Annotated in this window: 21 protein-coding genes; 13 read left to right on the forward strand and 8 right to left on the reverse strand. The window is 73.4% G+C overall.

The annotated features are described in order from the left end of the window. Positions 1 to 135: 135 nt before the first annotated feature. The gene (sodN, locus tag ABTY59_RS25435; RefSeq protein WP_352021352.1) at positions 136 to 531 is read right to left on the reverse strand and encodes a superoxide dismutase, Ni; all 396 of its coding nucleotides are present in this window, start codon (positions 529 to 531) and stop codon (positions 136 to 138) included. A 163-nt stretch (positions 532 to 694) separates the two neighbouring features. Here sodN and sodX point away from each other — a divergent pair, with 163 nt between their 5' ends. Further along, entirely contained in the window at positions 695 to 1,129 is a 435-nt protein-coding gene (gene sodX, locus ABTY59_RS25440) for a nickel-type superoxide dismutase maturation protease (protein ID WP_352021504.1), read from the forward strand. Here sodX and ABTY59_RS25445 read toward each other — a convergent pair. Continuing rightward, the gene (locus ABTY59_RS25445) at positions 1,033 to 1,662 is read right to left on the reverse strand and encodes a CGNR zinc finger domain-containing protein (RefSeq protein WP_352021353.1); all 630 of its coding nucleotides are present in this window, start codon (positions 1,660 to 1,662) and stop codon (positions 1,033 to 1,035) included. The genes sodX and ABTY59_RS25445 overlap by 97 nt on opposite strands. Positions 1,663 to 1,767: 105 nt before the next feature. Here ABTY59_RS25445 and ABTY59_RS25450 point away from each other — a divergent pair, with 105 nt between their 5' ends. Next, a complete protein-coding gene (locus ABTY59_RS25450; RefSeq protein ID WP_352021354.1) occupies positions 1,768 to 2,517 on the forward strand; it encodes a class I SAM-dependent methyltransferase in 750 nt (249 codons plus the stop codon). Positions 2,518 to 2,577: 60 nt separating this feature from the next. Here the strand turns inward: ABTY59_RS25450 and ABTY59_RS25455 are convergent, their stop codons facing one another. From ABTY59_RS25455 to ABTY59_RS25465, 3 genes are read right to left on the reverse strand one after another with little or no spacing between them, the layout of a single operon-like run. Next, positions 2,578 to 3,345 carry an amino acid ABC transporter ATP-binding protein gene (locus tag ABTY59_RS25455; RefSeq protein WP_352021355.1) on the reverse strand — a complete coding sequence of 256 codons (768 nt, stop codon included), beginning with the start codon at positions 3,343 to 3,345 and terminating at the stop codon, positions 2,578 to 2,580. After that, complete coding sequence (locus ABTY59_RS25460) at positions 3,342 to 4,292, reverse strand: amino acid ABC transporter permease (RefSeq protein WP_352021356.1); 951 nt, start codon at positions 4,290 to 4,292, stop codon at positions 3,342 to 3,344. The genes ABTY59_RS25455 and ABTY59_RS25460 overlap by 4 nt, the downstream gene beginning before the upstream one ends. Positions 4,293 to 4,323: 31 nt before the next feature. Beyond that, positions 4,324 to 5,286 (reverse strand): ABC transporter substrate-binding protein, encoded by a 963-nt coding sequence (locus ABTY59_RS25465; RefSeq protein WP_352021357.1) that lies wholly within the window; start codon positions 5,284 to 5,286, stop codon positions 4,324 to 4,326. A 537-nt stretch (positions 5,287 to 5,823) separates the two neighbouring features. Between ABTY59_RS25465 and ABTY59_RS25470 the strand changes: the two genes are divergently transcribed. The 3 genes from ABTY59_RS25470 to ABTY59_RS25480 all read left to right on the forward strand — a co-directional run bounded on the left by ABTY59_RS25470 (position 5,824) and on the right by ABTY59_RS25480 (position 9,724). Continuing rightward, on the forward strand, positions 5,824 to 7,035 hold the full coding sequence (locus tag ABTY59_RS25470) for an NAD(P)-dependent malic enzyme (RefSeq protein ID WP_352021358.1): 1,212 nt from the start codon (positions 5,824 to 5,826) through the stop codon (positions 7,033 to 7,035). Between the two features lie 230 nt (positions 7,036 to 7,265). Next, complete coding sequence (locus tag ABTY59_RS25475) at positions 7,266 to 8,231, forward strand: zinc-binding dehydrogenase (protein ID WP_352021359.1); 966 nt, start codon at positions 7,266 to 7,268, stop codon at positions 8,229 to 8,231. A 101-nt stretch (positions 8,232 to 8,332) separates the two neighbouring features. Further along, positions 8,333 to 9,724 carry a cellulase family glycosylhydrolase gene (locus ABTY59_RS25480; protein ID WP_352021360.1) on the forward strand — a complete coding sequence of 464 codons (1,392 nt, stop codon included), beginning with the start codon at positions 8,333 to 8,335 and terminating at the stop codon, positions 9,722 to 9,724. A gap of 266 nt (positions 9,725 to 9,990) precedes the next feature. Here the strand turns inward: ABTY59_RS25480 and ABTY59_RS25485 are convergent, their stop codons facing one another. Together ABTY59_RS25485 and ABTY59_RS25490 are read right to left on the reverse strand one after the other, a co-directional pair. Next, positions 9,991 to 10,890, reverse strand: a complete 900-nt coding sequence (locus tag ABTY59_RS25485) for a PadR family transcriptional regulator (RefSeq protein WP_352021361.1) — start codon at positions 10,888 to 10,890, stop codon at positions 9,991 to 9,993. Between the two features lies 1 nt (position 10,891). Further along, positions 10,892 to 11,782: a DUF4097 family beta strand repeat-containing protein gene (locus tag ABTY59_RS25490; protein WP_352021362.1), complete on the reverse strand. Its 891-nt coding sequence runs from the start codon at positions 11,780 to 11,782 to the stop codon at positions 10,892 to 10,894. Between the two features lie 149 nt (positions 11,783 to 11,931). Here ABTY59_RS25490 and ABTY59_RS25495 point away from each other — a divergent pair, with 149 nt between their 5' ends. Further along, positions 11,932 to 12,777 carry a hypothetical protein gene (locus ABTY59_RS25495; protein WP_352021363.1) on the forward strand — a complete coding sequence of 282 codons (846 nt, stop codon included), beginning with the start codon at positions 11,932 to 11,934 and terminating at the stop codon, positions 12,775 to 12,777. 21 nt (positions 12,778 to 12,798) lie between these two features. Here ABTY59_RS25495 and ABTY59_RS25500 read toward each other — a convergent pair whose 3' ends face one another. Then, entirely contained in the window at positions 12,799 to 12,984 is a 186-nt protein-coding gene (locus ABTY59_RS25500) for a DUF6104 family protein (RefSeq protein ID WP_024761804.1), read from the reverse strand. 99 nt (positions 12,985 to 13,083) lie between these two features. Between ABTY59_RS25500 and ABTY59_RS25505 the strand changes: the two genes are divergently transcribed. The 7 genes from ABTY59_RS25505 (at position 13,084) to fxsT (ending at position 25,023) form a co-directional block, all read left to right on the forward strand. Next, positions 13,084 to 13,590 carry a CU044_2847 family protein gene (locus ABTY59_RS25505; protein ID WP_352021364.1) on the forward strand — a complete coding sequence of 169 codons (507 nt, stop codon included), beginning with the start codon at positions 13,084 to 13,086 and terminating at the stop codon, positions 13,588 to 13,590. Further along, the gene (locus ABTY59_RS25510; RefSeq protein ID WP_352021365.1) at positions 13,587 to 15,620 is read left to right on the forward strand and encodes a VMAP-C domain-containing protein; all 2,034 of its coding nucleotides are present in this window, start codon (positions 13,587 to 13,589) and stop codon (positions 15,618 to 15,620) included. The genes ABTY59_RS25505 and ABTY59_RS25510 overlap by 4 nt, the downstream gene beginning before the upstream one ends. Positions 15,621 to 16,080: 460 nt before the next feature. Next, positions 16,081 to 17,097 carry an AAA family ATPase gene (locus ABTY59_RS25515; protein ID WP_352021366.1) on the forward strand — a complete coding sequence of 339 codons (1,017 nt, stop codon included), beginning with the start codon at positions 16,081 to 16,083 and terminating at the stop codon, positions 17,095 to 17,097. Between the two features lie 7 nt (positions 17,098 to 17,104). Then, entirely contained in the window at positions 17,105 to 20,230 is a 3,126-nt protein-coding gene (locus ABTY59_RS25520; protein ID WP_352021367.1) for an SAV_2336 N-terminal domain-related protein, read from the forward strand. 90 nt (positions 20,231 to 20,320) lie between these two features. Then, on the forward strand, positions 20,321 to 20,527 hold the full coding sequence (locus ABTY59_RS25525) for an FxSxx-COOH-like cyclophane-containing RiPP peptide (RefSeq protein ID WP_352021368.1): 207 nt from the start codon (positions 20,321 to 20,323) through the stop codon (positions 20,525 to 20,527). 141 nt (positions 20,528 to 20,668) lie between these two features. Further along, positions 20,669 to 21,946 carry an aKG-HExxH-type peptide beta-hydroxylase gene (locus tag ABTY59_RS25530; RefSeq protein ID WP_352021369.1) on the forward strand — a complete coding sequence of 426 codons (1,278 nt, stop codon included), beginning with the start codon at positions 20,669 to 20,671 and terminating at the stop codon, positions 21,944 to 21,946. A gap of 59 nt (positions 21,947 to 22,005) precedes the next feature. Next, positions 22,006 to 25,023: an FxSxx-COOH system tetratricopeptide repeat protein gene (gene fxsT / locus ABTY59_RS25535; RefSeq protein WP_352021370.1), complete on the forward strand. Its 3,018-nt coding sequence runs from the start codon at positions 22,006 to 22,008 to the stop codon at positions 25,021 to 25,023. The last annotated feature ends 23 nt before the right edge of the window (positions 25,024 to 25,046 follow it).

Here is a 25,046-nt window from a genome sequence, read left to right on the forward strand (position 1 = left end):
TCGCCGGGGTCTCCCGCCCCCCTTGTACGGGCCCCGGCGGGTGAGGGACGCCGAGCTCGGCGTCCCTCACGGGCCGGGTGCGCACACCCCGGCCGCGCGACCCGCGCACGTGCGGATCCCGCGGCCCGGAGGAGATCAGGCCTTCTTCGTCTCCTTGAAGATGCGGTCGATCTCGGCGATGAGCTCCAGCGCCTTCTCGCCCGTCTTCGGGTCCGTGGACGCCTTGGCGGCCGAGAGGGCCTTCAGGGTGTCGTTGACCAGCTGGTTGAGCTGGGGGTACTTCTCGAAGTGCGGGGCCTTGAAGTAGTCGCTCCAGAGCACCGAGACGTGGTGCTTGGCGAGCTCCGCGCGCTGCTCCTTGATGACCGTGGCGCGGGCGCGGAAGTGCGGGTCCTCGTTGGCCAGGTACTTCTCCTGGACAGCCTTGACGGACTCGGCCTCGATGCGGGCCTGGGCAGGGTCGTACACGCCGCACGGGAGGTCGCAGTGGGCGCTGACCTTCACCTTGGGGGCAAACAGGCGGGAGAGCATTGAGCCGTCCTTCCTCGTGATCGTCTTCTCAGGTGGGACATTACTCGGTGAGAAGGGCGTTTTCGCGGGCGCCCCCTGGGGCTTAGGTCAAAAGTCCAGGGTCACCATGGGACTCGTGTACGAGTGGACGAGTCGACTCGGCGAGCGGATCGGGAGGTGCCGGATGGTGCGGTCGGGGCGGGAGCAGGCGGCGGAGGCCGGGGCTCCGTTCGGGATCGCCGAGGTGACGGGGGTGTCGATGGTGCCCACGCTGCTTCACGGCGACCAGCTGCTCGTGCAGTACGGGGCGCGGCTGCGGGCCGGCTGCGTGGCCGTGCTGCGGCATCCGCTGCAGCAGGATCTGCTCATCGTGAAGCGGCTGGTCGAGCGACGCGACGGCGGCTGGTGGGTGCTCGGCGACAATCCGGACGCCGAGGGGGACAGCCGGGTCTTCGGGGCCGTACCGCCCGAGCTGGTCCTCGGGCGGGTGCGGGTGCGGTACCGGCCGGTGACGCCGGGGCGTCAGCGGTCGGCGTGGGTGCTGCTCTCCTGGCTCGTCTCGTCCGTCAGGCCGGTGTGGTCCGACCGCTCGGCCTCCAGGCGCTTGCGGGCCCGGTAGGCGGCCACGTTGGCCCGGGTCGCGCAGCGGTCCGAGCAGTAGCGGCGGGAGCGGTTCGTGGAGGTGTCCAGGTAGGCGTTGCGGCAGGGCGGCGCCTGGCAGAGGCCGAGCCGGTCCGCGCCGAACTCCGTCAGATGGAAGGCGAGGCCCATCGCCGAGATGGCGGCGTAGCCCGTGGTCGCGTTCGACGAGTGGTCCGCGAGGTGCATGTGCCAGCGGGGCCGCCCCTCCTCGTCGAGGGTGTCGTGGCCGGAGATCTGCGGGCTGACCGGGAACTCCAGGAGCAGGGAGTTCAGGAGGTCGACCGCTCCCGTGTGGTCGCCCTCGTCGGCCGCGGTGAAGACCGCCCGCAGCCGGGCGCGCACCGCGCGGAAGCGCGGCAGGTCGGCCTCGGTGACCCTCCGGGCCATCTGGGTGGCGGGGCCGAAGAGGTCCCGGAGCACCTCGACGGACGTCAGCGTGTCCTTGCCGCGGGCCGGCTCCTCGGTGTTGACCAGACGTACGGCGAAGTCCGAGTAATGGGCCAGTTCCACTTGTAGTCCTTACTTCGGCGGGCTAGTGTCTCGGTCGAGGGGGTAACGGCTGTTTCCCCATCGAGGGTATTACGAATGGTAGAGCTGAAGCGGGGAGGAACGACCATGACCGGAACCGACTGGGCGGCCTGGCAGCAGAGCTGGGACCGTCAGCAGGAGTGGTACATGCCGGACCGCGAGGAGCGGTTCCGCGTGATGCTCGACATGGTCGAGGCACTGGTGGGGCCCAAGCCCCGCGTCCTCGACCTCGCGTGCGGTACGGGGAGTATTACGAGCCGGCTGCTCCAGCGGTTCCCGGACGCGACCAGCACCGGCGTCGACCTCGACCCGGCCCTCCTCGCCATCGCCCGGGGCTCCTTCGAGGGCGACGGGCGCGTCTCGTTCGTGACCGCCGACCTCAAGGACCCGGCCTGGGCCGAGAGCCTGCCGTACGACACGTACGACGCCGTCCTCACCGCGACCGCCCTCCACTGGCTCCACAGCGGACCCCTGACCGCCCTCTACGGGCAGCTCGCCGGTCTCGTCCGGGACGGCGGGGTCTTCATGAACGCCGACCACATGATCGACGAGACCACGCCCCGGATCAACGCCGCCGAGCGCGCCCGCCGCCACGCCGCCATGGACCGGGGCAAGGCCGCCGGCGCCCTCGACTGGGCCGAGTGGTGGGCCGTCGCCGGCGCCGACCCCGTCCTCGCCGAGCCCACCGCCCGCCGCTTCGAGATCTACGGCGAGCACGCCGACGGGGACGCGCCCTCCGCCGGCTGGCACGCCGAGACCCTGCGCGCCGCCGGCTTCGGCGAGGCCCGGTCGGTCTGGGCCTCGCCCTCCGACGCCCTCGTCCTCGCCGTGAGGTAGCCGCGACGCGAGGAAGGGGCGGTACGGGTCTCCCGTACCGCCCCTTCGCTTCCGTACGCCTTACAGCACCTTCGAGAGGAACGCCTTCGTACGGTCGTGCTGGGGGTTGCCCAGGACGTCGCGCGGGTTGCCCGACTCGACCACCACGCCGCCGTCCATGAAGACCAGCGAGTCGCCGACCTCACGGGCGAAGCCCATCTCGTGCGTGACGACGATCATCGTCATGCCGGACTCGGCCAGGTCCCGCATGACGTCCAGGACGTCACCCACGAGCTCCGGGTCGAGCGCCGAGGTCGGCTCGTCGAAGAGCATCAGCTTCGGCTCCATCGCCAGCGCGCGGGCGATGGCGACGCGCTGCTGCTGACCGCCGGAGAGCTGCGACGGGTAGTTCCCCATCTTGTCCCGCAGGCCGACCCGGTCGAGCAGGCGCTCGGCCCGCTCGCGCGCCACCGACTTGGACTCGCCCTTCACCTGGATGGGCGCCTCCATGACGTTGGCCAGGGCCGTCATGTGCGGGAAGAGGTTGAAGCGCTGGAAGACCATGCCGATGTCACGGCGCTGGACCGCGACCTCGCTGTCCTTCAGCTCGTAGAGCTTGTCGCCCTTCTGCCGGTAGCCGACCAGCTGGCCGTCGACGGAGAGCCTGCCGCCGTCGATGCGCTCCAGGTGGTTGATGCACCGCAGGAAGGTCGACTTGCCGGAGCCGGAGGGGCCGACGAGGCAGAAGACCTCGCCGTTCTGCACCTCCAGGTCGATGCCGCGGAGGATGTGGGCCGCGCCGTAGGACTTGTGGACGCCTTCGGCCTTGACCATGGGTTCGCCGGTCATCGCGTGGCCTCCGGGGAGCGCTTGAACGTGGTCAGGTTGGCCTTGACCCGCTGGAACGGAGTGGGCGGCAGGTTACGGGTCGAACCGCGCGAGAAGCGGCGCTCCAGGTAGTACTGGCCGACGCTGAACACGCTGGTCAGCGCCAGGTACCAGATGGAGGCGACGAACAGCATCTCCATGACGGCGCCGGCCGTGTTGCCGATGTTCGACGAGGCCCGCAGCAGTTCGGTGTACTGCACGGCCGAGACCAGCGACGAGGTCTTCAGCATGTTGATGAACTCGTTGCCCGTCGGCGGCACGATCACCCGCATGGCCTGCGGGAGCACGATGCGGCCCATGGTCTTCGTCTGGGACATGCCCAGCGCGTGCGCCGCCTCGGTCTGCCCCTCGTCGACCGACTGGATGCCCGCGCGGACGATCTCCGCCATGTAGGCGCCCTCGTTCAGGCCGAGGCCGAGCAGGGCCACCATGAACGGCGTCATGACGTCGACTGTCTCGTTCTTGTAGATCGGCCCGAGGTCGATGTACTGGAAGATCAGCGACAGGTTGAACCAGACGAGCAGCTGGACGTAGACCGGGGTGCCCCGGAAGAACCAGATGTAGAGCCAGGCGACCGCGCCGGTCACCGGGTTCTTGGAGAGCCGCATCACGGCGAAGACGATGCCGAGGACGAGACCCAGCGCCATGGAGGCGACGCTGATGATGATGGTGTTCCACATGCCGTCGATCACGGACGGGTCGAACACCTTGTCCCACACCGTGTCCCAGAGCACGTTGCCCTGGGAGAAGGCGTAGACGAGCCACCCGAGGAGCGCGACGACGACCACGGCGCTGACCCAGCGGCCGTAGTGCCGCACGGGGATGGCCTTGATCGCCTCGTACGGGACGCCCGAGGGGGTGGAACCGGACGGAGCGGCGGCCGGTTCCTTGCTGATCTTGTCAGTCATGACGACTGCCCTTCAGTGGTACGAGGAGAGGTCACTTGCCGGCGTTGACCGTGGCCGACTTGACCGCGCTGTCCTCGACGTCCCACTTCTTCAGGACCTCCGCGTAGGAGCCGTCCTTGATGATGGCGTCGAGCGCCTCCTTGACGGCGTCCCGCAGCTGGGTGTTGTCCTTCGAGACGCCGATGCCGAAGAGGCCGACGTCGCTCTGGCTGCCGACGACCTCGAAGTCGTTGCCGCCGCCCGAGGTCTTCGCGATGTACGCGGCGACCGGGTAGTCGTTCAGGTCGGCGACCGCGCCGCCCGCCTTGACGCGGGTCTGGGCCTCGGCGTCGGTGTCGAAGGCCTGGATGGTCAGCTTCTTGTCGCCGCACTTGACGGCCTGCGCCTTGAAGGTGTCCTCGTAGATCGTGCCGCGCTGGACGGCTACGGTCTTGCCGCAGAGGTCGTCGAGGGAGTTGACGCCCTGCGGGTTGCCCTTCTTCACGAGCAGGGAGACGCCGGAGCTGAAGTAGTCGACGAAGTCGATGCCCTTGCCGATCTTCTTCCCGTTGTCGTCCAGGCCCTCCTGGCGCTTCTTGTTGTCCGTCATCGAGGACATGATGAGCTGCTGGCGGCCGGTGTAGATGGAGGTGATCAGGCCGTCGAAGGTGCCCGACACGAACTCGAACTTGACGCCCAGCTGCTTGCTGAGGGCCTCGCCCAGGTCCGGGTCGACGCCGACGATCTTGCCGCCCTCGGTGAACTCCATCGGGGCGTACGAGGCGTCCGTGCCGACCTTGATGACACCCGCCTTCTGGATGTCGGCGGGGAGCTTCGAGAACAGCGGGGCCTTGCCGGCGGACGCCGAGCCGGTGTCGCTGGGCGTGTTCGCGGTCTCCGTCTGGTCGCCGCAGGCGGTCAGCAGCATCGAGCCGGCGACCGCGATGGCGGCGACCGCGGCAAGACGGGAGGTGCGGGTCTTGGCGGTCGTACAGCGCGTGGAGCGTGCGGTCATGGTCGGGTTCCTCCGGCGTGTGAGGGAGCTGCCAGCTGGTCGCGTACGCATCTTCGAGTGTCGCGACCTCGTGTGATTACGGCATCTTGCCATTCGGACTGCCACAAACCGACGGCCACGGATGTCAAAATCGGGTAACGGGTGACCCCGAAATCCCGACAGGCCGGTACATCGGGGCCGGATCTTCTTCTGAATACCTTCCCCCTCACCGGAAAATCTGCGGTTCATCTCGCCATTCGGACGAATGGAAGGCCGCCAATCGGGTGCGGAATGCATCTATCGGGACATCGGGTGACGTGTCGTTCTCCGTCCGTGTCCGGATGCGCTCGGTATGAGTCGCGTCACCGAACGGATATGGACTCGTCTGCGGTGCCGTCCGTCCGGTAAGAAGGATCCTTACACCCCTCATCCGGGGCTCAGGGCGCGTTGTGCGGCGCGCCCGCGCGGCTGCCAGACACGGCGGCCGCGGGACCCGCCCACCGCTCCACACCAGGAGCGGCCAACCCTCAAATGAAGCAGACTTAAGGGGTCATCCCAATGGCAGCGGAGATCGTCAATCCTCGCAATGACAGTGGCACCGAAGGGGCTCCCGAGGAGCCCTTCGATCCTGTCTTCGCCCTTCACCGGGGCGGCAAGATGGCCGTCCAGGCCACCGTCCCCGTCCGTAACAAGGACGACCTGTCCCTCGCGTACACGCCCGGCGTCGCCAAGGTGTGCACCGCGATCGCCGAGCAGCCCGAGCTGGTCAACGACTACACCTGGAAGTCCCAGGTCGTCGCCGTCGTGACCGACGGCACCGCGGTGCTCGGCCTCGGCGACATCGGCCCGGAGGCCTCCCTCCCGGTCATGGAGGGGAAGGCGATCCTCTTCAAGCAGTTCGGCGGCGTGGACGCGGTCCCGATCGCCCTCGCCACCACCGACACCGACGAGATCGTCGAGACCGTCGTCCGGCTCGCCCCGTCCTTCGGCGGCGTGAACCTGGAGGACATCTCGGCGCCGCGGTGCTTCGAGATCGAGCGCAAGCTCCAGGAGCGCCTCGACATCCCGGTCTTCCACGACGACCAGCACGGCACAGCGATCGTCACCCTCGCGGCCCTGCGCAACGCGGCGAAGCTGACCGGCCGGACCCTCGGCGAGCTGCGCGGCGTCATCTCCGGCGCCGGCGCGGCCGGTGTGGCCATCGCGAAGTTCCTCCTGGAGGCCGGCCTCGGCGACGTCGCCGTCGCCGACCGCAAGGGCATCGTCAGCCGCGACCGCGAGGACCTCACGGACGTCAAGCGCGAGATCGCCGAGCTCACCAACAAGGCGGGCCTCAGCGGCTCCCTGGAGAGCGCCCTGGCCGGCGCGGACGTGTTCATCGGCGTCTCCGGCGGTACGGTCCCCGAGGAGGCCGTCGCCGCCATGGCCCCGAACGCCTTCGTGTTCGCCATGGCCAACCCGAACCCCGAGGTCCACCCCGACGTCGCGCACAAGTACGCGGCCGTCGTGGCGACCGGCCGTTCGGACTACCCGAACCAGATCAACAACGTCCTCGCGTTCCCCGGCATCTTCGCCGGCGCGCTCCAGGTCCGGGCCTCCCGGATCACCGAGGGCATGAAGATCGCCGCGGCCGACGCCATCGCCGACGTCGTCGGTGACCAGCTGGCCGCCGACTGCGTGATCCCGTCGCCGTTCGACGAGCGGGTCGCCCCGGCCGTCGCGGCCGCCGTCGCCGCCGCCGCCCGCGCCGAGGGCGTCGCGCGCCGCTGACGCGCACCCGGTACGCCGAAGGGCCCCGCACCTGTCCACACGGACGGGGCGGGGCCCTTCGGCATGCGGGGGGTGGGGGGCGGGTGAGGCGGTACGGGTGGGGGCCGGGTGACGGTACGGGGGCCGGGCGAGGCGGTTCGGGGCGGGCGCCGGGTGACGGTACGGGGTGGGGCGCGCGTCACAGTGGGGTGTGGTTCCGTCACGGACCCGCCGCGTCCTAGGGTCGGGCCATGTTCGCTGCCTACGCCGCCCGAATCGACCGCGACCAGCCCCTCAACGGCCTCGAACTGGGCGAACGCCCGGAACCCGAGGCCCGGCCCGGCTGGACCACCGTCACCGTCAAGGCCGCCTCGCTCAACCACCACGACCTGTGGTCCCTGCGCGGGGTCGGACTGCCCGAGGAGAAGCTGCCGATGATCCTCGGCTGCGACGCCGCGGGCATCGACGAGGACGGCAACGAGGTCGTCCTGCACTCCGTCATCGGCCAGACGGGCCACGGCGTGGGCCCGAACGAGCCCCGCTCCATCCTCACCGAGCACTACCAGGGCACCTTCGCCGAGCGGGTCTCCGTGCCCTCCTGGAACGTGCTGCCCAAGCCGAAGGAGCTGTCCTTCGAGGAGGCCGCCTGCCTCCCCACCGCCTGGCTGACCGCCTACCGCATGCTCTTCACCAACGCCGGCGTGCGTCCCGGGGACTCCGTGCTCGTGCAGGGCGCGGGCGGTGGCGTCGCCACCGCCGCGATCGCCCTCGGCAAGGCGGCCGGCCTGCGGGTCTTCGCCACCAGCCGCGACGAGGCCAAGCGCAAGCGGGCCGTCGAGCTCGGCGCCGTCGAGGCGTACGAGCCGGGGGCGCGGCTCCCGCAGCGGGTGGACGCCGTCATCGAGACCGTCGGCGCCGCCACCTGGTCGCACTCGGTCAAGTCGCTGCGGCCCGGCGGCACGCTCGTCATCTCGGGCGCCACGAGCGGCGACCGGCCCTCGCACGCCGAGCTGACCCGGATCTTCTTCCTGGAGCTGAAGGTCGTCGGCTCGACGATGGGCTCCAAGGACGAGCTGGAGGACCTGCTGTCGTTCTGCGCGGCGACGGGCCTCCGGCCGGTGATCGACGAGGTCCTGCCGTTGGACCGGGCGCGGGAGGGCTTCGAGAAGATGGCCTCCGGCGAGCTCTTCGGAAAGATCGTCCTGAAGACCTCGTGACGACCCCTTGATACAGGTCGCTTGACCTGATGGGATCTCCGGCACGCGAAACGTGAACATCGCTCACCTTGTCGTGTCCCCCCGTCGTGCCGGAGGCCCCCTTGTTGCGCACCACCCTCGCGGCGACCGTCGTCGTCGCCTCGCTGCTCGCCCCGACCGCCGCCGCCGGGGCGGAGACCGCCGCCCCGGGAGGGACCGGGGGCGACGGGATCCCCGCCCTCACCGACGCGCGCGGCCGGGTGCTCACCCTGCGCGGCTGGAACCTCGCGGACAAGTCCCACAGCGGCGCCACCGCCCTCTCCGCGATCACCGAGAAGCACCTCCGGGACATGCGGGCCAAGGGCTACAACACCGCCCGGCTCGCGATCTTCTGGGACGACCTGGAGCCCCGCCCCGGCCACTACAGCCAGTCCTACCTCCGCGCGATCGAACGGATCCTGGACTGGGCCGCGAAGCACGACGTCAAGGTCGTCCTCGACGCCCATCAGGACGTCTTCGGGCCCGCGTTCGGCCACCGGGGCGTGCCCGCCTGGGCCACCAGGACCGACGGGCTGCCGTTCACCCCGCACCCCGACGACTGGTTCTCCGAGTACTTCGAGCCCGCCGTCCAGCGCGCCTTCACCCACCTCTACGAGGACGAGGACCTGCGGCGCGCCCAGGCCCGCATGTGGCGGGTGCTCGCCGACCGCTTCGAGGACCACCCGGCCGTGCTCGGCTACGACCCGATCAACGAGCCGATGGGCGAGCTCCGCGAGGGCGAGGACCTCGCGACGGCCGCCCGGCGCATCGAGCGGGACCAGGTCACCCCGATGTACAACCGGATCGCGGACGCGATCCGTTCGGTCGACGAGGACGGGTGGATCTTCGTCGAGCCCACCCCGATCGTGGGCGAGGGCGTGCCCACCGGCCTGGGGAGGATCGACGACCCGAAGGTGGTCTACGCCCCGCACTTCTACAACGGCGTGATGGAGGCGGGCGGCGACTACGACCCGTCGGCCCGCTGGATCGAGAACTACGAGGCGGCGGTCACCCAGTACCCGAAGGAGTACAAGGTGCCCGTGGTCGTGGGGGAGTGGGGGCCGCTGAACAACTCCCTGCCGAACATGAACCGCTTCTACCGCGAGGCCATGGCCTCGCTCGGCCGCTACAGCTCCGGCTGGACCGGCTGGGAGTGGTGCTACGGCGGCGGCTACTGCGCGGTGGACGCCGCGGGGGCCTTCCGCGTGAACAAGGAGCTGACCGCCGAGCCGTACGCCGAGGCGGTCGCCGGCACGGTCCGCTCCACCTCGTACGACCCGGTGACCGGGGTCTACCGCCTCACGTACGACGCGGCCGGCCGGCGCGGCTCCCGCCTCACCGAGCTCTCCCTTCCGTCCGGCGACTGGCGGGTGACCGCCCGCGGAGGCGCGCTGGTGCTCCGCAAGGACCGAGGCCGAGCCTGGGTCCTCGCGTCCCCGGGCGCCCACGTGACGATCACTGCCACCCGCCGCTGACGAAGGGCCCCGGAGCGACCGACCGTCCCTGCGACTGCGACTGCGACTGCGACTGCGACTGCGGCTGCGGGTGCGGGTGGGGCTGCGGGTGGGGCGCCAGGGGCGGCTGACCGTCCCGTGCGGCTGCCCGCGGGGCGCCCGGGGCCGACGGCCCGCCCCCGGTCGGTGACGGCCGGCTGCGCCGACTGTCGGTGGGCCACCCGCGGCTCACCGTGGGGCGACCAGGGCTGACGGCCCGCCAGCCCTCGCGCGTCAGGCTCGGGCGGTCAGGGTTTTCTCTCCGGGGTCAGGAGGCCCTTGATGCCGTGGGCCGCCCTCGACAGGTGGTGGCGGGTCTCGTCCAGCTGGTCCGGGGTCACCCCGTGGTCCCGGGCCGCGTCGCGGATCTCGTCGCGGAAGCGGTCCAGGAGCCGGTCGAGGTCGCGGGCGGGGTCGCCCGTGCCCGCGACGTCCCGCGCCCACTCCGGCGTCTCGTCCGCCGGGGCCGTCGTGAACGGCGGCTCCGGCGCGGCGGCCTTCGGGTGGGTGGTGCCCGCCACCAGGTCACCGAGCTGGGCCGTGATGCCCGAGATCCCCTCCCAGACTCCCTTGGGCCAGTCGCCCCGGGAGAACCGGTCCTGGACCTCTTCCTGCACCTGCTGGGCGATCCGCTGGAACTCCTTCGCCTGCCGCCGCGCCGACCGGGCCTCCTCGCGGGCCTCCCGGGCCTGCTGCTTCCACTCCTGTGTGAAGCGGCGCATCTCCTCCTTGGCCTCGGCGAAGGAGGGCGGATCCACGGTGCGGTTCTGTCCTGCCGCGGCGCGCATCTCGCTGCGCACCCGCCCGGCCGCGCCGCGCACGTCCTCGCGCATCTCCGCCGCCAGCTCGGAGACCGACTCGCGGATCTCCCGCTCCAGGTCGTCCAGTTCGGCGCCGCGCCCGGCCAGCTCGGTGCGGCCCGCGTCGGTGATCGAGTAGACCTTGCGGCCGCCCTCGCTGGCGTGGGTCACGAGGCCCTCGGCCTCCAGCTTCGCGAGGCGCGGGTAGACCGTGCCGGCCGAGGGCGCGTACAGCCCCTGGAAGCGCTCCTCCAGGAGCCGGATCACCTCGTACCCGTGGCGGGGGGCCTCGTCGAGCAGCTTGAGGAGATAGAGGCGAAGACGTCCGTGGGCGAAGACGGGCGGCATGTCAGAGCACCTTTCCGGTCGCGGAGGAGGCGGCGGGCGAAGCGGACGAGGGAGCGCCGTCGGCGTCCTCCGCGGGCTCCGGCCGGCGGAGCAGGGCGATGGATCCGGAGACCGTGGTCGCCTTGAGCGTGCCCCGGCCCGAGCCGAGGGTGCCGGTGATGGACTTGGCGCCCCACTGGCCGCCCACCCTGAGGTCCTCGAAGGCGTTCGACACGGCGCCGCTCGTCGTGCTCGCCTCGACCCGGGCGTCGGCCGGGTGCGGGAGCCGGATGGCTACCTCGCCGGAGACGCTGGTGAGCCGGATGTCGGCGGGCGGGCCGTCGAGCCGGGCCGGGTCGAGGTCGATCACCATGTCGCCGCTGACGGTGTCGGCCTTCACCGAGGAGCCGGCGCCCTCGATCACCGTCACGTCGCCGGTCACGGAGCTGACGCGCAGGGCTCCGGTGACCGACTGGGCCTCCAGGTTCCCCGAGACGCTCTCGGCGCGGACCGGGCCGGAAAGGCCGAGGAGGGTGGTGTCGCCGGTGACGCCGCGCACCTCCGTACGCCCTCTGATCCCCGTGACGACCGCCTCGGCGCCGACCGCCCCGACCTCGACGTCGACCCCGGCCGGGACGGCGACCGAGACGACGGCCCGGCGCCGGAACTCCTGGCGACGCTCGAACCACTTGAGGATGCCCTTCCAGTGCAGGTCCTCGTAGGTCACGGTCAGCGTGGAGCCCTCCTGGGTCACGATCAGCGGCGGACCCTCGATCTCCGAGATCTCCACGCGGGCGGAACTCTCGTCCGTCCCCACCACGTTCACCGTGCCGTTGACGATGCGGACCTGCAGGAGCGTCACGGGGTCGGCCGGAGCCAGCTTCGTCGGCTCGGTGACGGACCACTCTGTCATGGTGCTGACCTCCCGTATCGGCAACGCAACATATCGCGTCTCTCGATGAACACGATATATCGCGGATGAGGGGAGTCAACCCTGACTCTTCCCTGACAGGGTGGGGTGCATCTGCGACGTATGCGAACAAATTGCCCTAGCGTGGGGCCATGAACGCGACATCCGGACCGCACTCCGCCGGAGCACTCCTGCTCTGCCGCGCCGAGCCCCCGGCGGTCCGGCCGGCGGCCCGACTCCTCAGGGAACAGCTGCTCCTCGCTCCCGCGGGAGCCGAGTGGAGCGTGCTCGTACCCGAGGGAAAGCCCTGGGCGCACGGCGGCGAGTCCGTCGAACAGGTCGTCACCGGCTGGGCCACCGCCCTCGCCGTCCCCGCCGCGGGCCGGCCCGTCGTCGCCCTCTGGTGGGACCGCGCCCGGGCCGGTCTCACGCTCGCCGCAGGCTTCCGCCGCACGGTCGGCTACACCTGGCTCGCGAACGGCACCCCCGTCGGCGAGGACGAGGCCATGCGCACCTTCGCCGACCGGCTCGCCCTCGATCCCGTCCTGGACGTACAGGCCCTCGAACCGCTCACCGCGCCCGATCCGGACGCCGACGCCCACGCCCGCCTCGTCGGCGTCGTGGCCGTCCTCTCCCGCGCCGGACTCGCGCTGCCCACCGGGATCGTCCCCGGCGAGAGCGCCGACCGGCTCCGTACCGCCGCCTTCGCCCAGGGCGCGGAGGAGGTCGAGGGCACGGGGGTCCTCGTCGCCCTGACGAAGCCGAAGGCCCGGGGCGGTGCGGTACGGGCGGAGCCGGCCGCGCGGGAGGACGGCCCTCCCGGCCCGCGCCCGGGCGGCGTCGACGCGCGCGTGCTGGGCGGGGCGCAGCTCCTCGTGGGCGTGCCGCTGCTGGTCTGGGGCGCCGGCCGGCGCAGCGGAGGCTGGACGGCGGCCGGCGCGCTGCTCGTCGCGCACGGCGCGCTCGGGCTCGCCCACGACCGGCCGCGGGGGCGGTGACCCCGCCGCCGGAGGGGTGTCCTACTCGTCGTCGTCCTCGTCGTCGTCCAGGCGCGCCAGCCAGGTCGCGAGGCGCTCGACGGGCACCTCGAAGTCGGGGTTGAGGTCGACGAAGGTCCGCAGCTGCTCGGCGAGCCACTCGAAGGTGACCTCCTCCTCGCCGCGCCGCTTCTCCAGTTCCTCGATGCCACGGTCGGTGAAGTACATGCGCTCAGGATAGGCCGTACCCCTCACGTCCCCTGTCGCCCGTCAGCCCCACCGATTAGCCTTCTGGATCCAACATCGCTTCGGGGAGCGGGGGCCGCTGTGGCACACGGGATCGCTCGGATTCGACTGGACGACGGCACACCCGTCTGGGCCAGGGTCAGCGACGCGGAGGAGCTCGGCCGGGGCGGCGGCTTCCAGGACACCGGCGTCCGGGACCGGGTGGTCTCCATGGCGGGCGGGCTCACGGACGTGGTGCGCGGGGTCGTCGGCTCCCTGCGCGCGGGGCTCGACCCGCAGGGGCCGGTGGAGGTCGCCGTCAGCTTCGGCATCGAACTGTCCGCGCAGTCCGGCAAGGTGATCGGCGTCCTGGCGGACGGCGCGGGCAAGGCCTCCGTGAACGTCTCCCTCACCTGGACCGAACCCGGCCCGGCGGCCGCCACGCCCGCGGAGGCGCCGCCCGGAACCGCCGAGCCCGCGGCCGTCTCCCCGCCCGGAGACGCCGGTCCCGCGACGGGCTCCGCACCCGGTACCGCCGCGACGGAGGCGGGGGAGCAACGGCCGGACATCGTCACACAGCGGCGTCCGGCGGCCGATGGCGCCGCATGAGCGCCTTCGACGCGCTGGTGCGCCCCGCGCTCGTACGCATCGGCGCTCCCGACGGCGGGTATGACCCGCACGGCGACCAGTTCTGGGGCACCGGGTTCTTCATCGCCCCCGGCTGGGTGCTGACGTGCGCCCATGTCGTGGCCGAGGGGGGTGGCGAGGTGTGGAGGGGAGAGCCGGCCGTCGGCATCACCTGGCAGGACGGCAAGACCGCGCGCCGGTCCCTCGGCACGGTCGTGCTCGCCCTGCCCAGGCCCGAGGACCACGCCGTACGCCCCGACACCTGGGGCTTCCCCGACGTCGCGCTCGTGCGCGTGCCCGGCACGCGCAAGGCCTCCTGCGTCCTGCTCGCCGAGCGGCCCCCGTCCCGCACCACCGAGGTCGGCCTGCACGGCTGGTCCCGGGAGACCGGGGAGCTCGGCATCCGCCAGGTGCACGGCCGGCTGAGCGGCGTCGACGCCCGGGCCCTCGTGACGGAAGGGGTCCTGCCGGTCGAGGGCTGCTCCGGCGGCCCCGTCGTCGACGACCTCCAGGGCAACGTGATCGGTTTCAACAAGGGACGCTGGTCCGACCAGGGCGCCCTCGTCCCCCTCACCGCCCTGCGCCGCCTGCACGACGCGCCCGGGGGCGAACTCTGGGCCGAGGCCCTGCGCGCCCACGACCGTCACCACCTCGACCACTACCAGCGGTCGCTGGACGACGGATCCGACTGGACGCGCGCGCAGGAGCGGCTCGGCGGCCCGCACCCGCTGAGCCCGAAGCTGCGCACCCGGCTGCGGGGACACCTCGCCGCGCTGCCCCCGCCGATCAACCCCGGCGAGATCATGGACCTGGTCGACCGGGTCAAGGAGTGGATCCGGAACACCACCACCCCGGACGCCTTCGAGGACGACCCGCGGACCTGGAGCGAGGGCGCGGCCCTGCTGTACGGGCTGCGCGCGCCCGACCGCAGCGACCCCGGCGACCCCGGCCTCGACGCCGTGCTCCTGTACGTGGCCCACGTCGTCCGGCGCGTCTCGGGGCGCCCCGGAGGACTCGGCGACGTGGCCGCCTTCCGGAGCTGGATCATCGACCGGGCCGCCGACGCGGGCCCCTTCCTCCGCCGTGAGATCGACGACCTGATCGGTTCGGGACGTGCGGCGGCCCCCGTCGCCGTCCGCGAGCGCCGGGCACGCGCGGACGTGCTCCTGGAGGTCGACACGCCCCGCTGGGACCGGCGTTACCCCTGGCGCGTGAAGCTGCTCCGCGACGGGCACATGGTCACCCCGCTCACGGGCGACGACCGCGGTGTCGAGCGGGCCCGGCTCAAGGAGACCCTGCGCGGGCCGCTCGCCGAGGCCCTCCGGCTCGGCGACAACGGGCCGCACCTGGCCTCCGTCGAGGCCGTGCTGCCCCGCGAGCTCTTCGACGAGCCGCTCGACACCTGGCGGCTCGAACCCGCGCAGGGCCCCGAGGAGGCGTGGGGGGCCATCACCCTCGGGCAGCGCCGCATCGTGGTCATCCGGGACGCCCGGCGGCACGGCAAGGAGCCGTCGCCCGAGTGGCGGGAGCGCTGGGAGGCCGCGGAGCGGGGGCCGTTGCGCGCGGCCCCGCTGCGCGCCGAGGTGCCCGGCACGGGCCAGGACCCCCACACCGCGCGGGTGGGCCGGGAGACCTGGGCGGAGACGTACGACCGGCTCAGGGAGGCCGAGGACGGCACCGTACCCGTCTTCTGCGGCCCGGTGGGCAGCGGCGACGGGCTCATGGCGATGAACGCGGCCCTGACTGCCGGCCACCCGCTGGCGCTCTGGCGCACCGGGGCGCACGGCCACACCGACTGCGCGGACTTCCACGAGCAGGCCGACCGGCTCCTCGCGGACGCGCTCACGGCCCACGGGCTCGGCAAGCCCGTACGCTCCCTGCGCACCCTCGCACCGGAGCGGCCCGACCTCGCCTGGGCGGACACCATCGCCGTCCTGTACGACCCGCCCGACCGCCCCCCGCACGGCGGCCGCCTGGAGGCCCCGCCCCTGCTCGGCGAGGAGGACGTGTGACGGCGCGCGAGCGCGCCACGGGCCCCGCGCCGACCTTGCGGTGCCTCCCGCGCCCGGCCGGGACGCACCCCGCGCCCCCGGCGGGCCAGGAGACGGGCCGCCGCCTGCCGGGCCCCGCGACCCCGGCGGTCCAGGAGACGGGCCGCCCCCTGCCGGGCCCCGCGACCCCGGCGGGCCGCACCCTGCTGGACCCCCTGACCCCGGACGCCGGCACCCCGCGCCCGCGTGGGCCACGGGACACGTCCGGCCCCCGCGCCGCCCGGCCGTGCGTGCGGACTCCCGCGCCCGCGTGGGCCACGGGAGGCGTCCCGCGCCCCCGTGCCCCCGGCCCCATGTGTCCCTGCGGGTGCGGCAGTTGCCGAGTCCGTACGGGACGACCGGATTGGGGGTCGGCAGGGGCGTCGTGGGGCAGTACGTTCACAGGGCCCGGCCGGCACACCACAGCCAGGAGGAGTTCATCGTGAACGATTGGCGGATCTACCGTGGGGCCGGGCATCCGCACGACGAGATACAGCGGCTGCCCGCCCCGCCGCCCTGGCGCGACTTCTCGACGGGCGGCGCCGACGACACCCTGGCCGGCTCCGACCGGCGGCTCGGCGTCAAGCGCCGGCTCGTCCAGAACCACCATCCCCGGCCCGCCGAGACCGACGCCGTCAACGCCGCCCTGTACCTGCGGCGGCCGCTGCTCGTCACCGGCAACCCCGGGACCGGCAAGTCGACCCTCGCGCACGCCGTCGCCCACGAGCTGCGCCTCGGCCGGGTGCTGCGCTGGCCCATCGTCAGCCGCTCCACCCTCCAGGACGGCCTCTACCGGTACGACGCCATCGGCCGCCTCCAGGACGTCCAGCTGGAGCGCGCCCAGGCCGGCGTGACGGGGTCCCCCGCCGCCGCCCCGGCCGGCATCGGCTCGTACATCCGGCTCGGCCCGCTCGGCACCGCGCTGCTCCCCTCCGAGCAGCCCCGGGTGCTGCTCATCGACGAGCTCGACAAGAGCGACCTCGACCTGCCCAACGACCTCCTGAACGCCTTGGAGGAGGGCGAGTTCGCCATCCCCGAGCTGGAGCGGCTCGCCGACCGGGAACCCGTCGTCGAGGTGCTCAGCGACGACGGCCGCAAGGTGCCGGTGTACGGCGGCCGGATCCGCTGCACCACCTTCCCGTTCATCGTGCTCACCTCCAACGGCGAACGGGACTTCCCCGCCGCCCTGTTGCGCCGCTGCATCCGCCTGGAGCTCGAACCGCCCGGTGAGGAGCAGCTCGGCGCGATGATCGAGGCCCACCTCGGGACCGAGGCCGCCGCGGGCGACGGCGAACAGGGCCTCGTCCAGCGGTTCCTGAACCGCGAGCCGGGCGAGGTCATCGCCACCGACCAGCTGCTCAACGCGCTCTACCTCACCCAGCACGCCTCCCGCGCCGAGCGGGTGACCAGGGAACGCATCGCGGACATGCTCATGCAGCCGCTCGATCAGCCGAGGTGATGACCGGATGCACCGGACGCACCGGATGCCTCTGGAGGAGCTGACCCGCAGACTGCGGGCGGGCGGGGTGGACCCGTCCGCCGAAGCCGTCGCGGACGCGCTCTGGCTGTCCCAGTGGCTGCCGGAACCGGAGACTCCCGATCCGGACCGGACACGCCGCCGGGACGACGGGCCCACGGAGACCGCCCGGACCACCGGAGAGGGGCGAGATCCGGCCAATCGCGAAGAGCCCCCGCGCCCGTCCGGGGGCACCGGCGGCAAGGACTCCGTCGCCCTGCACATGCGCGCCGGAGCCGCCCCGGCGGACGGCACGCGCGCCGGCGGAGGCGGGGGTACGAGCTGGGGCGCCGCCCTGCCCGTCCGCGCGCCCGGCGCCAACGCCCTGCCCGGCCTCCTCGGCCTCCAGAAGGCCCTGCGCCCGCTCCGCGGCTACGCGCCCGCACCGCCGCGCCCCGGCGAAGGCACCCTCGACGAGGAGGCCACGGCCGAACGCAGCGCCGCCGCGGGCATCCTCACGCCCGTTCTGCGCCCCGCCTCCGGCCGCCGCCCCGACATCCAGCTCCTCATGGACACCGGCCCCGCGATGGTCGTCTGGGACCGCATGGTCGAGGAGCTCCGCCAGGCCTGCCAGCAGTCCGGCGCCTTCCGCGACGTCCAGGTGCACCGCCTGTACGACACGGGCGACGGCCCCCCGCTCGTCACCACCACCTCCGGCGCCGACGGCCACCCCCGGCTCCGCCCCGTCGACCAGCTCCACGACCCCACCGGGCGCCGCCTCACCCTCGTCGTCAGCGACTGCGTGGGACCCCTCTGGCAGCGCGGGGCCGCCCAGCGCTTCCTGCGCCAGTGGCCCCACCACTCCCCGCTCGCCCTCGTCCAGCCGCTGCCGCCCCGGCTCTGGCCGCGCACCGCGCTCCCCGCCGAACCGGGCACCTTCCAGCGCTCCGGCAGCCCCGGAGGCCCCGCCGCCTTCCGCTCCGACGACGAGCCCTGGGCCGTGCCCGACCCGGCCCGGCGGGCCGTCCCCGTGCTCACCCCCACCCCCGAGGCCTTCGCCTCCTGGACGCGCCTCCACACCGGCCACGGCGGCAACACCGTCCGCGGCTGGGCCGCCTGGCTCCACCCCGAGCCGGCCGGGCCCCGCGTACCCGGGACACCCCGCGCCCCGCGCGGCGACGAGGAGCTCCTGCGCACCTTCCGGGCGGGCGCCTCCCCGGGGGCGCTCCGGCTGGCCGTCCACCTCGCGGCGGCCCCGCTGTCGCTGCCCGTCATGCAGCTCGTCCAGCGCGCCATGCTGCCCGACACCGGGCCCATGGAGCTGGCCGAGGTCCTCCTCAGCGGGCTCCTGCGCCGGCTGCCCGACCCCGCCCCGTACCCCTGCTTCAGCTACCCGCCGGGCATCCAGCAGCTGCTCCTCGGCTCGCTCGACCACGGCGCCGCCGCCCTCGTCCTCAAGCACTGCTCGGAGTACGTGGAGCGCAACTTCGGCCAGGGCACGCGGAACTTCCCCGCGCTCGCCGCCGCACGGCTCGCCGGCCACGGCCACGGCCCCGCCGGCGACGGCGACGCCGGGCCCGGCCTCACCATCCGGCCCGACGAACCCGGCGACCCCGCCGGCCCCCTGGGCACCGAGGCGGAACTGTTCGCCCGCATCCCCGCGCGCGTGCTCCGCTTCTACCACCCCGACCTCGTCACCCCCGACCCGCTCGTCGAAGCCCGCCGCCTCCTCGACCAGGGACGCGCCCAGTCCGACCCCGCCCTCCTCGCCGCCGCCCGCGAGCGCGCCGAGGAGGCCCTCGGGACCGAGCCCGTCGCCGCCCGGGTGCTCCTCGGCCGCGTCCTGACCGCCGAGGCGGGCACCGGGGCCGCCCGGCGGGCGGGCACCCGCCACGAACTCCTCGGCCGGGCCGCCGACACGCTCGTCCGGGCCGAGCAGCTGGCCCGGCCCGGAGACGACCACTGGGCCGAGGCCCGCCTCGAACGGGCCCTCGTCCACCACGCCCTGTGGCAGGAGACCCAGGACCCGGGACAGCTCGACGCCGCCCTCGCGGCGCTCGCCGGGGACACCGACCGATGGCCCACCGCCGCCCGGCCCGCCCTGCGCCTGCGCCGGGGACGGCTCCTCCTGGCGCGCGGCGACGCCACCGCGGCCGTCGAGGAGCTCACCGCGGCCCTCGCCGACGGGGAGAGCGCCGCCGCCCTGCTCGACCTCGCCGACGCCCTGCACCTCGCCCAGGCCGGACCGGACCGCGTCGCCGCCGTCCTCGGCCGGGCGGAAGCCCTCCTCGGGGACGTGCGGGCCCTGAGACTGCGTCACGCCCTCGCGCTCGCCCGCCTGCACGAGACCACCGGCGACTGGCCGGCCGCCGACGAGGCGTACGAGCGGGCCACCCTGCTCGCCGAGGGCGAGGACCGCGGACGGATCCTGGTCCTCTGGGGCGCGTCCCTGCTGCGCAGAGCCGCCGGCGACACCGGACTGCGACCGGTCGAACGCGCCGAGTCCGTGCTGCGCGAGGGCCTCACCCGCCTCCCCGCCGACGCCCGGGCCCGCGAGCGGGTCCGGATCCTCATCGGCAACGTGCTCGCCCTGCGCTTCGACCGCGCGGGCTTCCTGCCGGACCTGTACGAGAGCCGCCACCTCCTCGACGAGGCCCTCCGCACCACCCGGGACCAGGCGACGCGGGCCGAGGTCCGGCTGCAACTGGGCTGGGTGCAACTGCAGCTGAGCGAGGCCGCGCGGGACGGGCAGCTCATGGACGCCCTCACCGCCTTCCGGCGCGCCGCCGACGACAGCCGCGCCGCCCACGGCGACACCCCGGGCACCGTCACCCTGGCGCGGGCGCTGCACGCCCAGGGAGCCGTGCTGTACCTGATGGACCGGGTCGGCAGCGCCTCGACCGTCCTCCAGGAGGCCGCCGAGCAGTGGCGGCGCCTCGACGGCATGCTCGTGGAGGTCGACTGGGCGGACGTGGAGCGGACCAGGTCCCTGCTCGCCGAGGCCGGAGCCGACCCCCGCCCCCGCCCGGACCTCCTCTCCCGCGAGGAACGGCGCCGGATCGCGCCGCCCTGGTGGGCGTGGCGCGACGGTGACGCGGAACGGCTGGATAACGGGGGCGCGCATGGGCGCAGTTGAGTCGAACGGGTTTCCGCCTTTCAGGGGTCGGGAAGAACCGCTCCGCCGCTACGACCGTGGGGGACAAGGGTCGGTGAGGAGGAGCCGAGGGTGTTGGAGCACACGAAGCGGGTCGCAGGCGTCGACCGGGGCGGCGAACAGCCAGGACGCCTCCCCGACCTCACCGGTGTGGACCTGCGGACCTTGCGCTTCATGGACGATCCCGGGCTGGCCGCCGCCGTCGAGCGGGTGCTCTGGCACCCACAGGAGCTGGCCGATTCCTGGGCGGAGACCGCCGGGGACAAGGTCCACGGCTGACCATCGGTGGAGTGGCCGCGCCGACCGGCTCTTTTCGGTCAGATGCGCACCGCCCGCCGACGGCCCACGGGGACGGCCCGTCCTGGCCGCCGCAGGCCAGGTGCGCCAAGCAGCTCCCGCCGCAGTCCGCTGGAGGCGGGAGTGACCATCGCGCCCCTGCCCCCGCACGTCCTCGCCCGGCTGGCGCGGCTCAGCGCCGCACCGGACGGGCTCATCCTGCTGCGGTCCGCCCTGCACGCCCGGCGGTTGCTGCTGCTCAAGGCGCTCCTGGTGCGCGTCCACCGGGAGCGGGCGTCCGTCGAACCAGGCGCGCTCGGCCGGTTCGAGCGCTCCTGGGAACTGCTCGAACGGGTCGAGCGGCGCCACCCCGCCGTGGTCCGGGACGTCCTCGACTACCCGACGACCGGCGCCTGGCTGGCCGGCGCGCTCGCCGAGCCCGCCGGGCCGGTCTTCGACCGCCTGCTCGGGCACCTCGACCACCTCGCGGTCACCGCAGCCCTGCGCGGCGGTGACCCGCTCGACCTGACCACGGAGACCCCGGGCGGCCTGCTCCCGCTGCCGGGCGTGGGCCGGCTGAGGGTGGCCGCGGACCGTGTCCGGGTCAGCGCGGGCGAGCGGATCGTACGGTTCCACCCGGACGGTGCCCGCCACGCGCTGCCGGCCGTCCTGACCCTGACCGGCCGGCGCCACGGCGTCCTCATCGGCCGCGGGCCCGGCTGGCGCGCGGTCCGTCCCCTGCCCCGGGCCGCGGCACGCCTGGACGACCTCGACCCGTACCGGGTGCCGTCCGGGGCGGGCGGCGGCATGGTGGTCACCGCCGCGGACCCCGCCGACACCGACCACGCCGCCTGGTCCGCCACCTGGCGCGCCGCCCAGGCCCTCCTCGCGCGCACGGACCCCGGCCGGGCGGCCGAGGTGGCCCGCGGCGTCCGCGCGGTCGTCCCGGTCCTTCCCCGCGGGCCCCGGCACCTGGGGGCCACGCTGAGCGCCGCCCCCGGAGCCGTACTGACCTCGCTGCCCGCCGAGGGGCAGGGGATGGCCGAGACGCTCGTGCACGAACTGCACCACAGCAAGCTGGCCACGCTCCACGAGATCGTGCCCCTGTACGGCCGCGGGCGGGACGCGGTGCACCGGGTCGGCTGGCGCTCGGACCCCCGGCCCATCGCCGGCGTCCTGCACGGCGCCTACGCCCATCTGGCCCTGACCGATCTGTGGCGGCGCGCGGTCACCGCCGAAGGGGTGCCCACGGCCTGGCGGCACGCTGCCGGGCAACAGTTCGACGACATCCACGATCAGGTGGGCGTGGCGCTGCGGATCCTGCTTGAATCCGATGAACTGAGCGGGGAGGGAAGGGAGTTCGTGCGGCATATGAGGCTCCATCACGCGAGCCTCGGCGCGACTCCCCCGGCCGCTGGGTAACACTGTGCCCACGGCACATGACACTGCGTTGCGCGGGAGCGGGACGGGAGACTCGACAGATGGCGGAACAGCGAGCGGGCGGTGCGGCGGATCTCGGAGCCAGGAGCGCGCCGGAACACGTCCTCGTGGTCTTCCCCGGCTATCACCGCCCGTGGGCGACCTGGATCAACCAACGGCTCGACGCGTACGGGGTGCGCGCGAGCCTCCAGCGCTGGGACCCGCCGCGCGACGTGCCCCTGGAGGACTCGCTCGGCGACCTGCTGCTCGCCCGCGGCCAGGTGCTGCTCGTCCTCGACGACTGGTTCTTCCAGCTCGGTCCGCGTGCGGCCGGTGAGTGGAACGACGTCCTGCGCGGCTTCGTCGCCGCGCACGCCGAGCGGTTCGCGGCGGTCAACCTCACCAACCGGACCCTGCTCCCGGCCACGGCCGTCCTCGAACCCGTCAGCCTGTGGGGCGTCGGCGAGGAGGAGGCGGAGGTCCGGCTGCTCAGCAGGCTCGGCGTCGAACTCCGCCGCGCCACCGGCCGCCGGCTGCCCGCCGGCTCACTCGTCCGCTTCCCGGACACCCCTCCCGAGGTCTGGGGCGAGATCCCGCGCCGCAACCCGCGCTTCACCGGCCGGGACGACCTGCTCACCGAGCTGCAGGAACGGCTCATGGACGCCGAGCGCGGCAACGCCGCCTGCACGCTGCTCGGCATGTCCGGCATCGGCAAGACCCAGATCGCCGCCGAGTACGCCCACCGCTTCAGCTCCGACTACGACGTCGTCTGGTGGGTCAGCTCCGACGACCGCAACGTGCAGCGCGATCGCTTCGGCGAGCTCGCCACCGAACTCGGCCTCCCCACCGGAAACGAACCCGGCGAGCGCATCCGAGCCGTCCGCGAGGCCCTGCGCCGGGGCGATCCGCACTCCCGCTGGCTCGTCGTCTTCGACGGCTGGGACGACACGGACGGCGCGAACGTCATGCTGCCGCACGGCCCCGGCCACGTCCTCGTCACCTCGCGCAACCGCGGCTGGGGCGACTACACCGACATCGTCGAGGTCCCCGGCTTCGACCGCGCCGAGTCCACCGCCTACCTGATGCGCCGCGCGCCGCACGTCACCGCGCCCGAGGCCGAGGAGGTCGCCGCCGAGTTCGGAGACGTACCGCTGCCGCTGGTCCAGGCCGCGGCCTGGCTCGGCGAGTCCCGCATGGAGGTCTCCGAATACCTCCACATGGTCCGCGAAGGACGGATCTCCGCCGTCGAACCCTCCGGCGACGGCTTCCCCCAGGCGTCCCTGACCTCCTGGTCGATACTGATCAACCGGCTCCGACGCGCCCAGCCGCAGGCCATCGACGTGCTCAGTCTCTGCGCCTCCTTCGCCCCGGGACGCATCCCGCTCGGACTCATCCGCGCCTATCCGCAGGCGGACCTCCCCGAGGACCTGCGCTGGATGGTCACCGACCTCGCCGCCTGGACCCGCGCCCTGGACACCCTGGTCAACTACTCGGTCCTCACCCGCGAGACCCGCGGCCCCGTCAACAACGCCGAGGTCGGGCCGCACCAGGAGTCCGTGCACATGCACCGGCTCGTCCACGACATCGTCGCCCGGCTCACCGAGGGCGACCACCGCGCGGCCCACCGCCAGGCCGTCCGCACCCTGCTCGCCGAAGCGGACCCCGGAAACCCCATGGACAGCCGACACTGGCCCCGCTACGCCGAACTGCTGCCCCACCTGGAGCCCTCCGGCGCGCTCCTCAGCCACAACCCGCGCACCCAGACCGCCGTCCTCAACTGCCTGCGCTACTGCTTCCGCAGCGGCGAGTTCAAGGCCGGCGTCCAGCTCGCCGAGAAGATCAGGGACAACTGGTCCACCTTCATGGAGCCGCTGGACCAGCCCATGCTGGACCTGACCACCCAGCAGGGCAACATCCTGCGCTCCTTCGGCCGCTTCCGCGAGGCCTACGACCTCGACCTCACCCAGCGGGAACGCCTCGCCGACGCCCAGCCCCCCAACGAACTCGGCACCCTGCTCTCCAGCAGCGCCATCTCCAGCGACCTGCGCTTCCTCGGCCAGTACAAGGAGTCGGAACGGCTCCAGCGCCAGGTCCTCGCCGACGCCGAACGCCTCCTCGGCGACAGCGAGTTCTCCACCCTCGTCGCCCGGCACAACCTCGGGGTCACCCTCCGCCAGCTCGGCCGTTTCCGCGAGGCGTACGAATCCGACGCCGAGACCCTCGCCCGGAGCGAGCGGGTGCTCGGCAAACGCCACTCCCACACCCTCAACTCCAGCAACGCCCTCGCGCACGACCTGCGGCTCCTCGGGCAGTACCGCGAAGCCCTCGCCCGGCAGGAGGCCAACGTCCTGCGTCACGTGCAGGTGCTCGGCCCGCAGCACCTGCAGACCCTGTACGCCCGCACCCAGCTGGCCCTGTGCCGCCGCCGGGAGGGCGGATTCCAGCAGGACCTCGGCGCCACCATGGCCAGCCTCCTCGAACAGCTGGAGCAGGTGCACGGCCGCACCCACTACGTGACGCTCTCCTCCCTCAACAACTACGCCAACTACCTCCGCGAGCACGGAGACCTCGACCACGCCCGCGAGCTCAGCCGCGAGGCCGAGGCCGGTTACCGCGCGCTCCTCGGTCCCGCGCACCCGGTCGCCACCGGAGTCCTCGCCAACACGGCCCTCGTCCTCCAGGCGTCCGGCGAACGGGCGGACGCCCTCGCCATCCTGGAGGCCGCGCTCGCCGGACTGACCTCCTCGCTCGGCCCCGACCACCCCTGGGTGCTCGGCTGCGCGCTCAACGCCTGCGCCGCCCGCAACTTCAACGGTCGGGTGCACGACGCGGCCGAACTCAGCCGGGACACCCTGCGCCGGGCCCGGCACATCCTCGGCAACGAGCACCCGCTCACCCTCTCCTGCCAGGTCGCGCTCGCCACCGACCTGCGCGGCCTCAGGGAGACCGAGGAGGCCGGGAAGCTGGAGGAGGACGCCCTGCTCACCCTCACCCGCACCCTGGGGGCCCAGCACCCGCACACCCTCTCGGCGCGCCAGCGCAACCGGCCCTACTGGGACTTCGAGGCCAACCTCGGCTGAGCCCCGTACGGCCGGCGCACACG

The organism is Streptomyces sp. NPDC096079, assembly GCF_040303145.1.
GTDB lineage: Bacteria > Actinomycetota > Actinomycetes > Streptomycetales > Streptomycetaceae > Streptomyces.

Coding starts and splice junctions, on each gene's coding strand:
- ABTY59_RS25450 (WP_352021354.1), top strand. CDS start 1,768: ATGACCGGAACCGACTGGGCGGCCTGGCAGCAGAGCTGGGACCGTCAG.
- ABTY59_RS25465 (WP_352021357.1), bottom strand. CDS start 5,286: ATGACCGCACGCTCCACGCGCTGTACGACCGCCAAGACCCGCACCTCC.
- ABTY59_RS25470 (WP_352021358.1), top strand. CDS start 5,824: ATGGCAGCGGAGATCGTCAATCCTCGCAATGACAGTGGCACCGAAGGG.
- ABTY59_RS25510 (WP_352021365.1), top strand. CDS start 13,587: ATGAGCGCCTTCGACGCGCTGGTGCGCCCCGCGCTCGTACGCATCGGC.
- ABTY59_RS25520 (WP_352021367.1), top strand. CDS start 17,105: ATGCACCGGACGCACCGGATGCCTCTGGAGGAGCTGACCCGCAGACTG.
- ABTY59_RS25460 (WP_352021356.1), bottom strand. CDS start 4,292: ATGACTGACAAGATCAGCAAGGAACCGGCCGCCGCTCCGTCCGGTTCC.
- fxsT (WP_352021370.1), top strand. CDS start 22,006: ATGGCGGAACAGCGAGCGGGCGGTGCGGCGGATCTCGGAGCCAGGAGC.
- ABTY59_RS25455 (WP_352021355.1), bottom strand. CDS start 3,345: ATGACCGGCGAACCCATGGTCAAGGCCGAAGGCGTCCACAAGTCCTAC.
- ABTY59_RS25500 (WP_024761804.1), bottom strand. CDS start 12,984: ATGTACTTCACCGACCGTGGCATCGAGGAACTGGAGAAGCGGCGCGGC.
- ABTY59_RS25485 (WP_352021361.1), bottom strand. CDS start 10,890: ATGCCGCCCGTCTTCGCCCACGGACGTCTTCGCCTCTATCTCCTCAAG.
- sodN (WP_352021352.1), bottom strand. CDS start 531: ATGCTCTCCCGCCTGTTTGCCCCCAAGGTGAAGGTCAGCGCCCACTGC.
- ABTY59_RS25495 (WP_352021363.1), top strand. CDS start 11,932: ATGAACGCGACATCCGGACCGCACTCCGCCGGAGCACTCCTGCTCTGC.
- ABTY59_RS25490 (WP_352021362.1), bottom strand. CDS start 11,782: ATGACAGAGTGGTCCGTCACCGAGCCGACGAAGCTGGCTCCGGCCGAC.
- ABTY59_RS25475 (WP_352021359.1), top strand. CDS start 7,266: ATGTTCGCTGCCTACGCCGCCCGAATCGACCGCGACCAGCCCCTCAAC.
- sodX (WP_352021504.1), top strand. CDS start 695: ATGGTGCGGTCGGGGCGGGAGCAGGCGGCGGAGGCCGGGGCTCCGTTC.